Origin of the sequence: Dactylosporangium sp. NPDC005555 (assembly GCF_040605635.1) — a bacterium.
In the GTDB taxonomy this organism is placed as follows: domain Bacteria; phylum Actinomycetota; class Actinomycetes; order Mycobacteriales; family Micromonosporaceae; genus Dactylosporangium.
Genome location: NZ_JBEXDG010000001.1, coordinates 369,172 through 383,484, shown reverse-complemented (window position 1 = coordinate 383,484; position 14,313 = coordinate 369,172). Strand labels below are relative to the sequence as shown.

14 protein-coding genes are annotated in these 14,313 nt (G+C 70.7%); 9 read left to right on the top strand and 5 right to left on the bottom strand.

The genetic code is table 11. The features are described 5' to 3' along the window. Positions 1 to 277: 277 nt before the first annotated feature. Positions 278 to 955 carry a M23 family metallopeptidase gene (locus tag ABZS58_RS01830; protein ID WP_354776523.1) on the bottom strand — a complete coding sequence of 226 codons (678 nt, stop codon included), beginning with the start codon at positions 953 to 955 and terminating at the stop codon, positions 278 to 280. Between the two features lie 245 nt (positions 956 to 1,200). Between ABZS58_RS01830 and ABZS58_RS01825 the strand changes: the two genes are divergently transcribed. From ABZS58_RS01825 to ABZS58_RS01810, 4 genes are all read left to right on the top strand, one after another. Further along, positions 1,201 to 1,608, top strand: a complete 408-nt coding sequence (locus tag ABZS58_RS01825) for a cobalamin B12-binding domain-containing protein (protein WP_354776521.1) — start codon at positions 1,201 to 1,203, stop codon at positions 1,606 to 1,608. A gap of 323 nt (positions 1,609 to 1,931) precedes the next feature. Continuing rightward, entirely contained in the window at positions 1,932 to 3,107 is a 1,176-nt protein-coding gene (gene sucC / locus ABZS58_RS01820) for an ADP-forming succinate--CoA ligase subunit beta (RefSeq protein ID WP_354776519.1), read from the top strand. A gap of 5 nt (positions 3,108 to 3,112) precedes the next feature. Continuing rightward, positions 3,113 to 4,000 (top strand): succinate--CoA ligase subunit alpha, encoded by an 888-nt coding sequence (gene sucD, locus ABZS58_RS01815; protein ID WP_354776517.1) that lies wholly within the window; start codon positions 3,113 to 3,115, stop codon positions 3,998 to 4,000. Positions 4,001 to 4,073: 73 nt separating this feature from the next. Then, complete coding sequence (locus ABZS58_RS01810) at positions 4,074 to 5,378, top strand: DUF6350 family protein (RefSeq protein WP_354776515.1); 1,305 nt, start codon at positions 4,074 to 4,076, stop codon at positions 5,376 to 5,378. An 86-nt stretch (positions 5,379 to 5,464) separates the two neighbouring features. On the opposite strand, the gene ABZS58_RS01805 is transcribed toward ABZS58_RS01810, so the two are convergent. Then, positions 5,465 to 6,061: a DUF4190 domain-containing protein gene (locus ABZS58_RS01805; RefSeq protein ID WP_354776803.1), complete on the bottom strand. Its 597-nt coding sequence runs from the start codon at positions 6,059 to 6,061 to the stop codon at positions 5,465 to 5,467. Between the two features lie 202 nt (positions 6,062 to 6,263). Here ABZS58_RS01805 and purN point away from each other — a divergent pair, with 202 nt between their 5' ends. Then, positions 6,264 to 6,875 carry a phosphoribosylglycinamide formyltransferase gene (gene purN / locus ABZS58_RS01800; RefSeq protein ID WP_354776513.1) on the top strand — a complete coding sequence of 204 codons (612 nt, stop codon included), beginning with the start codon at positions 6,264 to 6,266 and terminating at the stop codon, positions 6,873 to 6,875. Further along, positions 6,868 to 8,400 (top strand): bifunctional phosphoribosylaminoimidazolecarboxamide formyltransferase/IMP cyclohydrolase, encoded by a 1,533-nt coding sequence (gene purH, locus ABZS58_RS01795; protein ID WP_354776511.1) that lies wholly within the window; start codon positions 6,868 to 6,870, stop codon positions 8,398 to 8,400. The genes purN and purH overlap by 8 nt, the downstream gene beginning before the upstream one ends. Before the next feature lie 44 nt (positions 8,401 to 8,444). On the opposite strand, the gene ABZS58_RS01790 is transcribed toward purH, so the two are convergent. Continuing rightward, positions 8,445 to 9,383 carry a hypothetical protein gene (locus ABZS58_RS01790; RefSeq protein ID WP_354776509.1) on the bottom strand — a complete coding sequence of 313 codons (939 nt, stop codon included), beginning with the start codon at positions 9,381 to 9,383 and terminating at the stop codon, positions 8,445 to 8,447. Positions 9,384 to 9,413: 30 nt separating this feature from the next. On the opposite strand from ABZS58_RS01790, the gene ABZS58_RS01785 reads away from it, so the two are divergent. Continuing rightward, positions 9,414 to 10,280: a bifunctional methylenetetrahydrofolate dehydrogenase/methenyltetrahydrofolate cyclohydrolase gene (locus ABZS58_RS01785; RefSeq protein WP_354776507.1), complete on the top strand. Its 867-nt coding sequence runs from the start codon at positions 9,414 to 9,416 to the stop codon at positions 10,278 to 10,280. 58 nt (positions 10,281 to 10,338) lie between these two features. Here the strand turns inward: ABZS58_RS01785 and ABZS58_RS01780 are convergent, their stop codons facing one another. Together ABZS58_RS01780 and ABZS58_RS01775 are read right to left on the bottom strand one after the other, a co-directional pair. After that, positions 10,339 to 11,919, bottom strand: coding sequence for a hypothetical protein (locus tag ABZS58_RS01780; protein ID WP_354776505.1), 1,581 nt, complete (start codon positions 11,917 to 11,919; stop codon positions 10,339 to 10,341). A 21-nt stretch (positions 11,920 to 11,940) separates the two neighbouring features. Beyond that, positions 11,941 to 12,537, bottom strand: coding sequence for a CGNR zinc finger domain-containing protein (locus tag ABZS58_RS01775; protein WP_354776503.1), 597 nt, complete (start codon positions 12,535 to 12,537; stop codon positions 11,941 to 11,943). Positions 12,538 to 12,574: 37 nt separating this feature from the next. Here ABZS58_RS01775 and ABZS58_RS01770 point away from each other — a divergent pair, with 37 nt between their 5' ends. After that, positions 12,575 to 12,988 (top strand): hypothetical protein, encoded by a 414-nt coding sequence (locus ABZS58_RS01770; protein WP_354776501.1) that lies wholly within the window; start codon positions 12,575 to 12,577, stop codon positions 12,986 to 12,988. 64 nt (positions 12,989 to 13,052) lie between these two features. Next, on the top strand, positions 13,053 to 14,270 hold the full coding sequence (locus ABZS58_RS01765) for an NADP-dependent isocitrate dehydrogenase (RefSeq protein WP_354776499.1): 1,218 nt from the start codon (positions 13,053 to 13,055) through the stop codon (positions 14,268 to 14,270). The last annotated feature ends 43 nt before the right edge of the window (positions 14,271 to 14,313 follow it).

Below are 14,313 nucleotides of genomic sequence, written 5' to 3'. Positions count from 1 at the left end.
ACCCGCCCACCACCTGCTCGTCGCAAGCCCCGCCCCGCTTCGGGGCATCACCAATGATCCGGAAGAGTTTGTGCCGCCAGAGCAGCAAAAGTCTTCCGGATCACGAGGGCGAGCGACGTGATGCCACGCGCATGCGTGTGAGTCTGCCGCGCAAGCAGGCAGTGCGTCGCGGAGCGGCGCATTGGGGGGCTCCGGGGGTGAGAATCCCCCCGGCGGGACCCGCGCGGAGCGTGGGGCAGCGAGCTATCGCCGAAGGCGACAGGCGGGTAACAGCCAGCTAGCCGTAGATGGCTTCTGTGTGTTTCTGGATGTCTACGCCGTGCTTGCGCATGAAGGCGAGGGGCTCGATCGGCTTGTCGTGCTCGCGGACCTCGAAGTGGAGGTGGGCGCCGAACGAGTGGCCCGTGTTGCCGGTCAGGGCGATCCTGTCGCCCGCCTTCACGAGCTGGCCTTCTTTGCACAGGAGCTTGGAGGCGTGGCCGTACACGGTGACGATGCCGTCGCCGTGGTCGATCATGACGTTGTTGCCGTAGCCGCCGTTCCAGCCGCAGAGGATGACCTTGCCGGCGGCGACGGCGGTGAAGGGGGTGCCTTGCGGGGCGCCCAGGTCGACGCCGGGGTGCAGGCGGCCCCAGCGTTCGCCGTAGAAGGACGTGAGGGTGTAGCGCTGCATCGGCAGGATCCACACGTCGGGGGCGGGCATGTTCGACATGGGGTTGCTGGTGCGCGAGCGGCCGGCGCGGTCGGTGCCGCCTCGGACGCTCACGTCGTCGAAGTTGCCGCTCGCCTCGAGGGAGAGGTCGTTGCGCGGCTCGGGCAGTGCGGTTGAGACGCCCAGGGCGACGATGCCGGCGCCGACGACGGCGGTGGTGAGCACCGCGGCGTAGCGGGTGTGGGCGGCCTGGGCGCGGCGGCGGCCGCGATATGCACGGCCGGGCTGTCGGGCATCGTCCATACGTCCGCACCCCCACCTATTCGTCGCATTTCGGAAATGGCATCGCAATGCTGAACCGCAGGTCACCGTAGCCAATTCGGAATGCGCGCCACAAGCCACGACAGGCGTATCAGTCAATGAGTGCCCTGGCGGTTGGTTGTGCGTAACCCGGGGTGCGCAAGGTCGTTGCGGACGGGGCATGCGGTACCTTCGGCCAAGATGGGCGCCACAACCGAGCGGGCGCCGCAACGGGAAGGATGGTGAGGATGAGCGCGCGGACCCGCGTCGTCATCGCCAAGCCCGGCCTCGACGGGCACGACCGAGGCGTCAAGATCGTCGCCCGGGCACTCCGGGACGCCGGCATGGAGGTCATCTACACGGGCCTGCATCAGACGCCGGAGCAGATCGTGGAGACCGCCATCCAGGAGGACGCCGACGCGGTCGGGCTGTCCGTCCTGTCGGGGGCGCACATGACACTGTTCCGGAAGGTCATCGAGCTGCTCGCCGAGCGCGGCGCCGAGGACATCCTGGTGTTCGGTGGCGGCATCATTCCCGACGACGACCTGCCGGAGCTGGAGCGGCTCGGGGTCAAGAAGATCTTCACGCCGGGCGCGACCACGCAGTCGATCGTGGAATGGGCACACGAACACATCGGGATTGACGCCCGTACATAGGAAATACGAATACAAAGGGGGAGAGGCCGGACGCACCCCTCACACGTCCGGCCTCTCTATCGCACGATGCCCCGCCGCCACCCCTCGACCGACAGGGCATCGGCCGCCTTTGGTGCCGGCCCTACCCGTGCGGGCGGGCCGACACTGCACTCAACGACGGCCCCGGAGGTCGGTTACGCGGGTCCCCCGAAAGTGGAGACGGCTGTGGAATCCGGCACACCCCGCACCCGCCAAGTCGCAGCCTGTTCAGACCTGGTTAGGCTGCGAGCGTTGAGCCGTCCTCGCGATGGGGCAGGCGGCACGGTTGACGGAACGGGACCACTGTGGACCTGTACGAGTACCAGGGGCGCGCCCTCTTCGCCAAGCACGGCTTGCCGGTGCTGGGCGGCGGCGTCGCCGAGACCCCTGAAGAGGCCCGTGCGATCGCCGAGGAACTCGGCGGCCGGGTTGTCATCAAAGCCCAGGTGAAGGTCGGCGGCCGCGGCAAGGCGGGCGGCGTCAAGCTGGCCGAGGGGGCCGACGAGGCCACCAGCCACGCGACAAACATCCTGGGCATGGACATCAAGGGCCACACGGTCCACAAGGTCATGGTCACGACCACGGCCGACATCGCCGAGGAGTACTACTTCTCGTACCTGCTGGACCGGGCGAACCGCACGTTCCTGTGCATCGCCAGCGTCGCCGGCGGCATGGAGATCGAGACCGTCGCGCACGACGCGCCGGAGAAGGTCGCCAAGGTCGCCATCGACGCGGTCAAGGGTGTCGACGAGACCCTCGCCCGCTCGATCGTCGAGCAGGCGCAGTTCCCCGCCGACGTGGCCGACCAGGTCGTGTCGATCGCGGTCAAGCTGTGGCAGGCGTTCCTCGCCGAGGACGCCACGCTGGTCGAGGTCAACCCCCTCGCCAAGACGACCGACGGCACGGTGCTCTGCCTCGACGCGAAGGTGACCCTCGACGAGAACGCGGGCTTCCGTCACGCGGACCACGAGGAGCTCGAGGACAAGGCAGCCGCCGACCCGCTCGAGCAGGCGGCGAAGGCCAAGAATCTCAACTACGTGAAGCTCGACGGCAACGTCGGCATCATCGGCAACGGCGCGGGCCTGGTCATGTCGACGCTCGACGTGGTCGCGTACGCCGGCGAGGGCGTGGGCAGCAAGCCCGCCAACTTCCTCGACATCGGCGGCGGCGCCAGCGCCCAGGTCATGGCCGACGGCCTGGAGATCGTGCTGGGCGACCCCGACGTGAAGAGCGTGTTCGTCAACGTCTTCGGCGGCATCACCGCCTGCGACGCCGTCGCCAACGGCATCGTGCAGGCGTTGCAGCTGCTCAAGGACCGCGGTGAGACGGTCGCGAAGCCGCTCGTGGTCCGCCTCGACGGCAACAACGCCGACGAGGGTCGCCGGATCCTCGACGACGCCGCCAACCCGCTGATCGAGCGGGTCGACACGATGGACGGTGCGGCCCGCCGCGCCGCCGAGCTCGCAGCGAGTGGGGTGTAACGACCATGGCGGTATGGCTGACCGAGTCCAGCAAGATCATCGTCCAGGGCATGACCGGTGCCGAGGGCTCCAAGCACACCCGGCGGATGCTCGCCGCGGGCACGAACGTGGTCGGCGGCGTCAACCCGCGCAAGGCGGGCACGCAGGTCGACTTCGACGGCACGAAGCTGCCGGTGTTCGCCAGCGTCGCCGAGGCGATCGAGCAGACGGGCGCCGACACCAGCGTCATCTTCGTCCCGCCGGCGGGCACGAAGTCGGCGACGCTCGAGGCGATCGACGCGCAGATCCCCCTCGCGGTGGTCATCACCGAGGGCGTGCCGGTGCACGACACGGCCAACTTCTGGGCGCACCTGCAGGCCGTCGGCGGCAAGACCCGGGTCATCGGCCCGAACTGCCCCGGCATCGCCAGCCCCGGCAAGTCCAACGCGGGCATCATCCCGGCCGACATCACCGGCCCCGGCAAGATCGGGCTGGTCAGCAAGTCGGGGACGCTCACGTACCAGATGATGTACGAGCTGCGTGACATCGGCTTCTCCACGTGCATCGGCATCGGCGGCGACCCGGTCATCGGCACGACGCACATCGACGCGCTCGCCGCGTTCGAGGCCGACCCGGAGACCGCGGCGATCGTCATGATCGGCGAGATCGGCGGCGACGCCGAGGAGCGCGCGGCCGACTTCATCAAGGCCAACGTGCGCAAGCCGGTCGTCGGGTACATCGCGGGCTTCACCGCGCCGCCCGGCAAGACCATGGGCCACGCCGGCGCGATCATCTCCGGCTCGGCGGGCACCGCCGACGCGAAGAAGCTCGCCCTGGAGGCCGCCGGCGTCCGCGTCGGCAAGACCCCCACCGAGACCGCCAACCTGATGCGGGACCTCGTCAAGGCGCTGTGACACCACAGATCCATGAAGATTGGGACGGCCGGGGTCAGTGACCGGCCGTCCTGTCTTTGACAGAGTAAGAGCGATGCCCACCACCCCAGAGGAACCAGACGAAGGGGCGCAGACCCGGCTGGCCGATCGGGAGACCGTCCGCCTGCCGATCCAGCGACGCTCCACGCGGGGCCGGCCGACCGGCCGGCGCCCCGCCCGCCGTGCCCCGCTGGTCCTCGCCGCCACCGTCACCACACTGTGGGCGGCCGTCGTGACGCTCGCGCCGACCCTCGTCGTGGTCTGGCTCCTGCACGCCGTGGACAGCTCCGGCGCGTCGCTGACCCAGATCCTGCGCGTCGGCGCGGCGGGCTGGCTGCTCGCGCACTGGGTCCCGCTCGACACCGGGATCGGTCCGCTGTCCCTTGCCCCGCTCGGTCTGACGGCCGTCGCTGTCTGGCGGGTGTACCGCGCCGGTGTGCACACCGCACGTGCCGTCGGGGCCCGGGCCCGCCCGAGCGGTGGGGCCTGGACGCCGTGGCCGGCGGCGCGCGCCACCGGGTGCATCGCCGTCGTGTACGGGCTGCTCGGCGCCATCACCGCGCTCGTCGCAGGCCACAAGGGCGTCGAGGTGTCCGTCGTCGGCGCCGGGTTCACGTTCTTCGGGTTCGGGCTGCTGGCGGGGGGTCTCGGCGCGTTCGTCGAGGCCCGTGGCATCGCCCGGCTCGCCGGCCGGCTACCAGGCGTGATCCGTGACGCGACCCGGACCGGGGCCGTCGCCGCGTTGCTCATCCTGGGCGCCGGCGCGGCCGTCTCGGGGATGGCGGTCGCGGTCAGCGGCGGCGACGCCGGCCAGATCATCGACGACTATCACACCGGCGTGGCCGGGCAGATCGGTCTCGTCGTGCTGTGCGGCTTCTTCAGCCCCGACGTCACCGTGTGGAGCGCCGCGTACCTGATCGGCCCCGGGTTCAACATCGGCGCCGAGACGACGATCAGCGCCGCCGAGGTGTCGATGGGCCGGCTGCCGGCTCTGCCGCTGCTGGCCGGGCTGCCGTCGACCCCGGCGACCGGGTGGGCGCCGCTGCTGCTCGGCCTGCCCCTCGCCGCCGCGCTCATCGCTGGCTGGCTGCTCGCCCGCCGGTCGCTGCGCAACGACCCGGGGCGCGGCTGGGTGCCGCTGCTCGGCGCGGCCGCACTCGCCGGACCGTTCGCGGGGCTGCTGCTCGGGCTGGTGTCGGTCGCGGCGAGCGGGTCGGCCGGCAGCGGCGGGCTGGAGCAGATCGGTCCGCGGGCCGGGGAGGTGGCGTTCGTCGCGATGCTGATGGTGACGATCGGCACGGTCCTGGCCACGGCCGCGACGAAGATCGCGCTCCGGGTCCGGCAGGGCGGCACCACGTAGACCTTCTTCATGATCCGGAAGACTTTTGGTCGCTATGGCGGCAACAAGTCTTCCGGATCATGGCATCCGGGCGATTGCGCCGGGTGTTAGTAGACGAACCAGCCGCTCGCCGCGCCCGCGAAGTAGAGGACCCAGATGGCGATCTCGACGACCACACCGACGGCACCGGTGATGATGCCGGCGAGCGCCATGCCGCCGTTGTTGGCCAGGCCCTGCTTGACCTTCTGCTGGCCGAGGTAACCGAGCACGATCGCCGCGGCGCCGAGCAGGAAGCCGACGTAGCAGCAGGCGAGCGGGATCGACACGATACCGAGGATCATCGAGACGAGGCCGAGCGTGTTCTGCTGCTGCGGCGCGCCGTAGCCGGGCTGCTGGTAGCCGGGGGTGCCGTAGCCGGCGGGCGGGTACGCGCCGCCGGAGGTGGGGTAGCCACCGCCCGACGTCGGATACGGCTGGCCGGACACCGGCGGCTGCTGCGCATACGGGTCCTGGTAGGCCGGCTGCTGCGGCTGCGCGTACGGGTCCTGGTACGCCGGCTGCTGCGGCTGCGCGTAGGGGTCCGGCTGCTGCGGCTGCCCGTACTGCGGCTGCTGCCCGTACTGCGGCTGCTGGCCGTACGGGTCCTGGTACGGCTGCTGCTGCCCGTACGGATCCTGGCCCTGTGGTGGGTAGCCCATTGCGATGGCTCCTAAGGCTGGGGACGTCTGTCGCTGCGTTTCCGCATCAGGGTAGTCCCGAGGGGATACGGAACCTGCGCAGCGTACTGGTCGGGATCAAATCTTCGCAGTGGGAGAACGGCCGAACCTCAGCAACTTGCCGTTTTCATGCGATTATGTCGCCCGGCCCGGCGCTGAGCAGGGCCGACCCGGTCGGTAGAGTTTTACGGTGACCGTTCGGCTTGTGGTGCTCGTGTCCGGTTCCGGCTCCAATCTGCAGGCGCTGCTCGACGCTTCCGTGGACCCTTCCTATGGTGCCTCCGTGGTCGCCGTCGGCGCGGACCGCCCCGACATCGAGGGCCTGGTCAGGGCCGCGAAGCATGAGGTGCCGACCTTCGTGGCGGCGGTGCCTTCCTACCCTTCGCGGGACGAGTGGGACATCGCGTTGACGACCGCCTGCCGTGGGTATGAGCCGGATCTCATCGTCTCGGCCGGGTTCATGAAACTGGTCGGGCCCAGGTTCCTCGAAGCGTTCGAGGGTCGATACGTCAATACGCACAATGCGCTGCTCCCGGCGTTTCCGGGCATGCACGGGCCGCGCGACGCACTCGCCTACGGCGTGAAGCTCGCCGGTGCCACGCTGCACTTCGTCGACAGCGGCGTCGACACCGGGGCGATCATCGCGCAGGTCGCGGTGCCCGTCCTCGACGACGACACCGAGGACACCCTCCTCGAGCGGATCAAGGTGGCCGAGCGCCGCCAGCTGGTCGACACCGTCGGCCGGATGGCCCGCGAAGGCTGGACCGTCAACGAACGAAAGGTCAGGTTGGGTCGTGGCTAACCGCCGTCCCATCAGGCGCGCGCTCATCAGCGTCTACGACAAGACCGGGCTGGAGGACCTCGCGCGCGCCCTCGCCGGCGCCGGCGTCGAGCTCGTCTCCACCGGCTCGACAGCGGCCCGCATCGAGGCGGCCGGACTGCCGGTCACCAAGGTCGAGCAGCTCACCGGATTCCCGGAGACGCTCGACGGCCGGGTGAAGACCCTTCACCCGCGGGTGCACGCGGGGCTGCTCGCCGATCTGCGGCTGGAGTCGCACGCGGCGCAGCTGGCCGAGCTGTCGATCGAGCCGTTCGAGCTGCTCGTGTCCAACCTGTACCCGTTCAGTTCCACGGTGGCGTCGGGTGCTTCCGACGACGAGTGCGTGGAGCAGATCGACATCGGCGGTCCGGCGATGGTACGAGCCGCGGCCAAGAACTTCCCGAGTGTGGCGGTCGTGACGTCGCCTTCGTCGTACGACGGCGTGATCGCTTCTTTGGCCGCAGGCGGCTTCACGCTGGAGGAGCGGCGTGCCCTGGCCGGTGTCGCTTTCGCGCACATCGCCGAGTACGACGTGGCCGTTGCTGCGTGGTTTGCTCGGGACAATTCGGAATTTTCGGGCACGGCGCTGCGTCGTTCCGCGACTCTTCGGTACGGGGAGAACCCGCACCAGACGGCCGCCCTGTACGTCGACCCGGCCGCTGCACCCGGGCTCGCCCAGGCGGAGCAGCTCGGCGGCAAGGAGATGTCGTACAACAACTACGTCGACGCCGACGCCGCCTGGCGCGCCGCCCACGACTTCACCGAGCCGTGCGTCGCGATCATCAAGCACGCCAACCCGTGTGGCATCGCGATCGGCGCCGACGTCGCCGACGCGCACCGCAAGGCGCACGCGTGCGACCCGGTCAGCGCGTTCGGCGGCGTGATCGCCGTCAACGCGCCGGTCACCATCGACCTGGCCAAGCAGATCAGCGAGATCTTCACCGAGGTCGTGGTGGCCCCGGCGTACGAGGAGGGCGCGGTCGCCGTCCTCACCGCCAAGAAGAACCTGCGCGTCCTGCGCGCCCCGGCGTGGGCCCCGGCCGCGGCCGAGTCCCGGCAGATCTCCGGCGGCGTCCTCGTCCAGGCCGCCGACCGGGTCGACGCCGACGGCGACGACCCGGCGAACTGGAAGCTCGTCACCGGCTCGGAGGCGTCGCCCGAGGTCAAGCGCGACCTCGCGTTCGCCTGGCGGGCCGTGCGCGCCGTCAAGTCCAACGCGATCCTGCTCGCCTCCGGCGGCGCGACCGTCGGCGTCGGCATGGGCCAGGTCAACCGGGTCGACTCCGTCCGCCTCGCGGTCTCCCGCGCCGGCGACCGGGCGGCGGGCTCGGTTGCCGCGTCCGACGCGTTCTTCCCGTTCGCCGACGGGCCGCAGGGGCTGATCGAGGCCGGCGTCACCGCCATCGTGCAGCCCGGCGGTTCGATCCGCGACGAGGAGGTCATCGAGGCGGCCCGCGCGGCCGGCGTGACGATGTACCTCACCGGCACGCGGCACTTCTACCACTAGCGGTTTCCTCGTGGGGCCCGGCCTGTTCGCCTTTCGCCGGGCCCTTACGGGGTCGTGATCTTCGCCGGTACGGGCGCGCCGAAGTACGTCGCCACGGCGTCGCTCACCGCGTGGGCGCCCTTGTCGAGGGTGCCGCTCGCGCCCTGCTCGTACATGGCGGCCACTACATATCGCTCGCCCGGTCCCGCGAAACCGACCGTGTGCGTCACCCAGACGGTGCGGCCACCGACCGGCTTCTGCGCCCAGCCGTCCTTGTTGCCCGGATTGAGCCCGCTGCCGGCCGCCCACACGCCCCAGCGCTGGTTGCCCGCGACGTTGCGCAGGGTCTTCGTAAGGTAGGCGCGGTCCGCCGGGTCGAGCTTGTCCAGCACATAGCCCATGAGCGCCTGCAGATCCTCCGCGCTGCACCTCAGGTTGCGCCAGAAGGTGTCGTACCCCGAGACGACGCTGAGCGTGCGCATGCCGTACGTGCTCTGGAACCGGCCGAGCATGCCGGGCCCGTCGTACCTGTTCCACAACGCGGTCGCGGCGTCGTTGTCGGAGCTGATCAGCGCCTTGTCGAGGTTGGCCCGGTCGGTGCCGTCGAGGGTGATCGTGCCCTTGCGGTGCCGCTCCAGCAGGTCCGTGGCGATGGCCAGCTTGATCGTCGACGCGGTCCAGGTGGTGGCGGTCGTGTTGCCCGCCTTCCAGACCGCGCCGGTCTGCCGGTCCCGGATCACGATGCCGAACGTGCCTACCTGCTGCTTCACGAACGCGGCGGCTCTGGCTTCCTTACCGGCCGCGCCGGCGCTCTGGCTCCTCGCCGGTGTCGCGCTCGGGGTCGGCTGATCGCTGCTCGCGACGCTCTGCTGGGTTGTCTGCGGCTGCGGCTGCGGCTGCGACTGAGGCTGCTGCGGCTCGGCGGTTTGCGCCGGTTTGTCGCTTCCACACGCCGCCAGGACGGAGATGGCGAGGAGGGCGACGAACCACTGCCGGACGGACACCCCCGAAACTGTAGTGGCACGATCAAACCTGTGACGGCAACGATGCTCGACGGCAAGGCCACCGCGGCCGCGATCAAGGACGAACTCCGCGGCCGGGTGGAGGCCCTCGCCGCCCGGGGCATCGTCCCGGGCCTCGGCACCGTCCTGGTCGGCGACGATCCGGGCTCACACGCGTACGTGGCCGGCAAGCACCGCGACTGCGCCGAGGTCGGCATCGCCTCCATCCGCCGCGACCTGCCCGCCACCGCCACCCGGTCCGAGGTCGAGGCGGCCGTGGCCGCGCTCAACGCCGATCCCGCGTGCACCGGGTACATCGTCCAGCTGCCGCTGCCCGCGGGCCTGGACGAGCAGCGCGTCCTGGAGCTCGTCGACCCCGCGAAGGACGCCGACGGCCTCCACCCGACCAACCTCGGCCGCCTCGTCCTCGGCATCCCCGCCCCGCTGCCCTGCACGCCCCATGGGATCGTCGAGCTGCTGCGCCGATACGCCATCCCGATCGCCGGCGCCCATGTCGTCGCCATCGGCCGCGGCACCACCGCCGGCCGCCCGCTCGGCCTGATCTTCACCCGCAAGAGCGAAAACGCCACCGTCACCCTCTGCCACACCGGCACCCGCGACCTGGCCACCCACACCCGCGCCGCCGACATCGTCATCGTCGCCGCCGGCTCCGCCGCCCTCCTCACCCCCGACATGGTCAAGCCCGGCGCCACCGTCATCGACGTCGGCGTCACCCGCGTCGTCCAACCCGACGGCAAGGCCCGCCTCGTCGGCGACGTCGCTCCGGAGGTGGCCACCGTCGCCGCGTACCTGGCCCCCATGCCCGGCGGCGTGGGCCCGATGACCAGAGCCATGCTCCTCGCCAACGTCGTAGCCCTCGCCGAACACCACCTCACCTGATCCCCGCGCGCCGCCTCTCCCGGCCTTCCGGCCAGGGGCCGGTCCCGGCCGGGCGCGGTCAGGTGACGCTCAGGAACAGCTCGGTGGTCTTCTCCTCCCTGGTGGCCACGACGGCGTGGGCCGCGGTGGCGGCGATGGAGACCTCGGGGCAGCGGGTCGTGCAGGTGATCGTGCGGTCCTCGGTGGCGCCGCCGTCGGTGGTGCGGGCGCCGATGAGGCGGAGGCGGCCGTCCGTGCCGCGCCACACGACATAGACCTTGTCGGCGGCGGTGGCGGCGGTCAGCGGCTGATACCCGCCGAGGCCCGGCAGGCCCACGTCCCACTTCACGGTGCCGGTGCGGACGTCGACGGCGGTGAGGTGGGCGCGTTCGCCGCTGGGTTCGGCATACAGCAGGAGGTTGCCGGCCGGGACGGCGAGCGGGCCGGCGGTGTCGTGACGGTTGCCGACGGTGCCGGTGACGGCGTCCATGAAGACGGCGCGGCGCGGTGAGGTGCCGGTGATCGTGACGAAGCCGTCGCCGGTGGCGTGGACGCGCAGCTCGTCGGGGTTGCGCTGGATGGTGTGCCAGGACCAGCGCTCGGCGGCGGTGGTGGCGGCGAGGCCGACGGCGACGTCGTCGACGCCCTGGGCGCGGCAGCGCAGGGCCACCGCGACGGTCTCGGCGGTGGTCGCGAGGTCGGTGACGTCGCAGGGCCCGCCGTTGCGGGCGGGGGTCCACCGCCACAGCAGGGTGCCGTTGGTGACGTCGAGGCCGAGCAGGTCGCCGGCGCCGATGCCCGAGCTGGCGAGGACGACCGTCCTGCCCGCGCCGTGGACGGACGCCATCTTCCCGGCCGTGTACCGCTCGGAGAAGCGCACCTGCCCACTGCCGGCGTCCAGAGCGGTGACCAGCACGCCGTCGTCGGTGCCGAAGACCACGACGACGGTGTCGCCGGTCGCGCCGGTCACCAGGCCGGCGGTCTGGGCGGTCAGGTCGGAGCGCAGATAGCGCCAGGCGATGGCGCCGCTGGACAGCCACACGGCCCGCACGCCGTCTTCGGCCCGGACGATCGCCAGCTGGTCGTGGACGCCGACGAGCTGCTCCCCGACATACGGCAGCGGCCAGGTCTGGTCGCCGGCGGCCAGGGGCGGGTCGCCGGCCGTGGTCGAGTCGACGAAGCGCCCCTCCCGCGCATAGTCGACGCCGAAGCCGGCCACGATCACCAGCACGACACCTGCTGCCGCGACCGCGAGCCACGGCCTGGGCGCGGACGGCAACGCGCCGGGACCACCGGCCAGGAGCAGCAGCCAGCCGAGGGTGGCGGCGGCCGCGCCTGCGACGGTGACCGGGCCACCGGGGCCGACACCCGCGCTCGGCTGGACCATCGTGGCGAGCCCGATCGCGACCAGGGTGGCGGCGAGCCCGGCGACGGCGGCGACGGCGGCGGTCAGCCGGAAGCGGCGCGGCTCGGTGCGCGCATAGGCGACGCAGAGCGCGCTGATCAGCGGCCCGAGGAACACGATGCCGGCGATCGTCACGAGGTCGGGGCGGCGGCTGCCGGCCAGGGTCCAGGGCAGCGCGAGGCCGGTGCTGGCGGCGGCGACACCGAGGGCGATGGCGACGAGCCCGGTCCCGCGGGCGAAACGGCTGGCATTCACGAGGAACAGGATGCCGGGTACCTACGACAATTTCACGCGGCGCTTCTGTCGGTAAGCGGCAGACTTCGCGCGGTTCTGGCACGCGAGCGAGCAGAACCGCCGCGACGTGTTCTTGGTGACGTCGAGGAAGTAGGCGTCGCACAGCTCGGCGTCGCACACGCCCAGCCGGTGGGTCTGTCTGGTGCCGACGAGAAAGGCCAGGCTCGTCGCCGACTCCGCTGCCCAGGCGTCGACGACGTTGGCGTCGACGGCGTGGAACGCGAGGACCGCGGCGCCGTGCAGGTTGGGCACCGCGCCGTGGTCGGCGAGCACTCCGTTGAGCGCGGCGGCGGCGCTGTGCAGGTCGCGGGCGATGCACGCGTCCACCGCGACCCGCAGCCGGGCCGCGGCGTCGGTCAGGACGTCGACATCCGCGCCGGCCAGCGGAAACCCCTGCCAGCGCTCGCTCTCGGCCAGGTCGGTGAACGCGGTCCCGATCCGGTCGTCCACGCCGAGGTGACGACCTTGTCGCGGGGTCACCGTGAGGTCGTTGACCAGGGTCAGGCACAGCTCGACGTGCGTCAGCACGTAACTGTCTATCTCGCCTTGACCAGTGATGCCGCCGTCGGTTATCGTCACTGGCATAGCTTAACTTGGCAGTGACGGGAGATCCGAGATGCAGTTCGAGTTCACCGACGCGGGTCGCATCCTGGCCGGCATCGCCCTGCTGTCGATCGTGACGATCGAGGTCGGCGGCTGGTTCCTGACCAAGATCGTGCGCGGCGCCGTGCCGATGACCCCTTTCCAGCAGGCGTTCGCCCGCGCCGGGCACGCGCACGCCGGCGTTCTGGTCACCCTCGGGCTCGTCGGCATCCTCTATGCCGACCTGGCCGGGATCGACGGAGTCCTCGGCTGGATCGCCCGAGGTGGTGTGCTGGCCGCCGCCATCCTCATGTCAGGTGGCTTCTTCGCGTCGTCCGCGGGCAAGGGCCGCACGGCGCCCAACGGCGCCATCGTGATGATCTGGATCGGCGCGTTGTCACTCGCGGCGGGTGTGGTCAGCCTCGGGGTCGGGGTCCTAGGATCGTGATCCGCTCGATGCAGTACGCTCGTACTGCTAAGCGAAGGCAAGCCGCGAGAGGAGCGCCCGGCCGATGGCGAAGATCAAGGTAAACAACCCTGTCGTCGAGCTCGACGGCGACGAGATGACCCGCATCATCTGGAAGCAGATCCGCGAGCAGCTGATCCTGCCGTACCTCGACGTCGACCTGAAGTACTACGACCTGTCGATCGAATACCGTGACGAGACCGACGACCAGGTCACGATCGACGCGGCCAACGCCATCAAGCAGCACGGCGTCGGCGTCAAGTGCGCGACGATCACCCCCGACGAGGCCCGGGTCGAGGAGTTCAAGCTCAAGAAGATGTGGCGTTCGCCGAACGGCACGATCCGCAACATCCTCGGCGGCGTCGTCTTCCGCGAGCCGATCATCATGTCCAACGTCCCGCGGCTCGTCCCGGGCTGGACCAAGCCGATCATCATCGGCCGTCACGCCCACGGCGACCAGTACAAGGCGACCGACTTCGTCGTCCCCGGCCCCGGCAAGGTCACCGTGACCTACACGCCCGAGGACGGCAGCGCGCCGATGGAGTTCGAGGTCGCGAACTTCCCCGGTGGCGGCGTCGCCATGGGTATGTACAACTTCGACGACTCGATCCGCGACTTCGCCCGCGCCTCGCTGCGCTACGGCCTCGACCGCGGCTACCCGGTCTACCTGTCGACGAAGAACACGATCCTGAAGGCGTATGACGGCCGGTTCAAGGACCTGTTCGCCGAGGTTTTCGAGAACGAGTTCAAGGCCGAGTTCGCGGCCGCCGACATCACGTATGAGCACCGCCTCATCGACGACATGGTCGCCGCCGCCCTGAAGTGGGAGGGCGGGTTCGTCTGGGCCTGCAAGAACTACGACGGCGACGTCCAGTCCGACACCGTCGCGCAGGGCTTCGGCTCGCTCGGCCTCATGACCAGCGTCCTGATGACCCCGGACGGCAAGACCGTCGAGGCGGAGGCCGCCCACGGCACCGTCACCCGGCACTACCGGCAGTGGCAGAAGGGCGAGAAGACCTCGACCAACCCGATCGCGTCCATCTTCGCGTGGACGCGCGGCCTCGCCCACCGCGGCAAGGTCGACGGCACCCCCGAGGTCACCGCGTTCGCCAACACGCTGGAGCAGGTCTGCGTCGACACCGTCGAGGCCGGCCAGATGACCAAGGACCTCGCCCTGCTCATCTCCCGCGACGCCCCGTGGCTCACCACCGACGAGTTCATGAACGCCCTCGACCAGAACCTGGCCAAGCGCCTCGCCGCCTAACGCCAGGCTTCGGGCGGCGACCGCCTGAGCACGGACGTCGAAC

Bases quoted from the DNA above. Each gene is read 5' to 3' on its own strand.
- ABZS58_RS01830 (WP_354776523.1), bottom strand. From the start codon at position 955: ATGGACGATGCCCGACAGCCCGGCCGTGCATATCGCGGCCGCCGCCGC.
- ABZS58_RS01825 (WP_354776521.1), top strand. From the start codon at position 1,201: ATGAGCGCGCGGACCCGCGTCGTCATCGCCAAGCCCGGCCTCGACGGG.
- sucD (WP_354776517.1), top strand. From the start codon at position 3,113: ATGGCGGTATGGCTGACCGAGTCCAGCAAGATCATCGTCCAGGGCATG.
- ABZS58_RS01810 (WP_354776515.1), top strand. From the start codon at position 4,074: ATGCCCACCACCCCAGAGGAACCAGACGAAGGGGCGCAGACCCGGCTG.
- ABZS58_RS01770 (WP_354776501.1), top strand. From the start codon at position 12,575: ATGCAGTTCGAGTTCACCGACGCGGGTCGCATCCTGGCCGGCATCGCC.
- ABZS58_RS01765 (WP_354776499.1), top strand. From the start codon at position 13,053: ATGGCGAAGATCAAGGTAAACAACCCTGTCGTCGAGCTCGACGGCGAC.